We start from the raw sequence: 1827 nt of genomic DNA on the forward strand, positions 1-1827 counted from the left end.
GGGGGCCCGGGGCGGGAGGCCACCGGTGCGGCGGCCCCGGCCCGTATGCCCCGGTCACCCCCGTACGCTCAGACGCCCCGCAGCTCGCACGTGTCCTTGAAGCCCTGGCTCGTGAGCCCCAGCGCCGCGTTCATCCGCGAGCGCAGGTTCTCCACGGCGACCATCGCCGTCAGCTCGACGAACGCCCGCTCGCCCAGCGCCTTCCGCAGCCGCGCGGCGAGTTCGTCCGTCACCTCGGGCGGATTGGCGGTCATCGCCTCCGCGTACTCCAGCACGTCCCGCTCCAGCGGCGTGTACGCGTCACTCTCCCGCCACACCGGCACGTCGTGGATCTTGCGGGCGTCCATGCCGCGCCGGGTGTTCTCCCAGTACCCGAAGTCCATGCACCAGCTGCACCCGACCGCCGCCGCCGACCCCATCACGGCCAGCGCCTTCAGATCCGGGTCCAGGTCCTTCCAGCGGGCCAGCGACAGCTCGAAGCGCAGGGTCGACAGCAGCACGCGCGGGTTGTGCCCCACCGCGGCCACCGGGTCGAGGACCTTCCCGTACGTACGCCGCGCGTACCACTCCACCGCACGGAAGAGCGGCGAACGCGGCGGAGTCAGAGAGATGCGGGCCATCAGGGTCCTCCCAAGGGTCGTGTACGGCCTTTTCACCCTTACGACCGAGCAGCCGCACCGGATGTGACACGGGACCGCGCCACTCCCTGCCGCCGCTGTCGCACCGCCCGCCCATAATGGAAGGACCAGAGACCCCTGGAGGTGCTGTGACCGGCGTCGACGCTCTCGGTTCCCTGCGCGCCCGGCTCCGCTCCCTGCGTCCGGCCGCGTTCGGAGCGGATGCCACCGGAGAGCGATGGGAGCGCATCCGCCGTTCGCCCCACTTCGCGGACGGCGCGTTCCGCAACCCCGGCGGCGAACGCCACAGACCCTCGGCCTCGGCGCTGGACTTCGCGAAGATCTACTTCCGCAAGGAGGACCGGGTCCGGCGTGCCCCGGTGATCCCCGTGCCGGTGCACCCGCACACCGCCGCGGCCCTCGCGAGCCCGCCCGCGACCGGACTGCGGCTCACCTGGATGGGGCACTCCAGCGTCCTCGCCGAGATCGACGGCAGCCGCGTCCTGTTCGACCCCGTCTGGGGCGAGCGCTGCTCCCCGTTCGCCTTCGCGGGACCCAGACGGCTCCATCCCGTGCCTCTGCCGCTCGCCGCGCTCGGCCCGGTCGACGCCGTCGTGATCTCGCACGACCACTACGACCACCTCGACATGCCGACCATCCGCGCACTCGCCGGTACGGAAACGCTGTTCGCCGTGCCGCTCGGCGTGGGCGCCCACCTGGAGGCCTGGGGTGTGTCGCCGTCCCGGCTGCGCGAGCTGGACTGGGGCGAGTCGACGCAGATCGGCGACCTGCGGCTCACCGCGACGCCCGCCCGCCACTTCTGCGGCCGCGGCCTGCGCAACCAGCAGCACACGCTGTGGGCGTCCTGGGCCGTCGCGGGCCCGGAACACCGCATCTACCACAGCGGCGACACGGGCTACTTCCCCGGCTTCCAGGACATCGGCACGGCGCACGGCCCGTTCGACGCCACCATGATCCAGATCGGGGCCTACTCCGACTTCTGGCCGGACATCCACATGACCCCGGCTGAGGGCATGCGCGCCCACCTCGACCTCCAGGGCGGCCACCCGTCCGGCGTCATGCTGCCGATCCACTGGGCGACCTTCAACCTGGCCCCGCACCCCTGGGCCGAGCCCGGCGAAGGCACCGTGGCTGCGGCGGCCGAGGCCGGCGCCCGGATCGCGCTGCCCCGCCCGGGCGAACCCTTCGA

At 72.8% G+C, this 1827-nt stretch carries 2 protein-coding genes; one reads left to right on the forward strand and one right to left on the reverse strand.

Annotated elements, in window-relative coordinates:
* Window positions 1-68: 68 nt before the first annotated feature.
* Entirely contained in the window at window positions 69-620 is a 552-nt protein-coding gene (locus HTZ82_RS10305; protein ID WP_175409024.1) for a carboxymuconolactone decarboxylase family protein, read from the reverse strand.
* 146 nt (window positions 621-766) lie between these two features.
* On the opposite strand from HTZ82_RS10305, the gene HTZ82_RS10310 reads away from it, so the two are divergent.
* The coding region (locus HTZ82_RS10310; RefSeq protein ID WP_175409025.1) for an MBL fold metallo-hydrolase at window positions 767-1827 on the forward strand (1061 nt) is incomplete at its 3' end.

Source organism: Streptomyces sp. TRM64462 (genome assembly GCF_013362995.1).
Lineage (GTDB): Bacteria > Actinomycetota > Actinomycetes > Streptomycetales > Streptomycetaceae > Streptomyces.